The organism is Kordia sp. (assembly GCF_050633145.1).
In the GTDB taxonomy this organism is placed as follows: Bacteria; Bacteroidota; Bacteroidia; order Flavobacteriales; family Flavobacteriaceae; genus Kordia.
Genome location: NZ_JBOEFY010000003.1, coordinates 1 through 328 on the forward strand (window position 1 = coordinate 1; position 328 = coordinate 328).

The 328-nt window shown below is 32.3% G+C and carries 1 protein-coding gene; it reads right to left on the minus strand.

The window, feature by feature from the left end:
* Positions 1-257, minus strand: a 257-nt coding sequence (locus tag ACRBBL_RS01550; RefSeq protein ID WP_431367272.1) for an ATP-binding cassette domain-containing protein, incomplete at its 3' end; no start/stop codon positions are given.
* Positions 258-328: the final 71 nt, after the last annotated feature.

The window sequence follows — 328 nt, forward strand, 5'->3', positions numbered from 1 at the left end:
AATCCGATATGATCGTTACGAAATTTTGCCAACTCTTTTTCAGAAAGTTGTTCCGTTTTTACATCATTGATAACGAGAGAGCTATCTGAGCTAGGAGCCATTTTGTCTAAGGTTCCTAATATTTGAAGTAAGGTTGTTTTTCCTGCTCCAGATGTACCAATAATAGAAACAATTTCCCCTTTTTTAATGGTTAAATTGATGCCTTTTAAAACTTCTAAATCTCCGTACTGTTTGCGTATATTCTTAGCTGTTATCATTCAATATGTGTAATAGGAGTAAATGTACTATATAAAGCTGTGATGCACAATTATGAATTGATATTACTGTT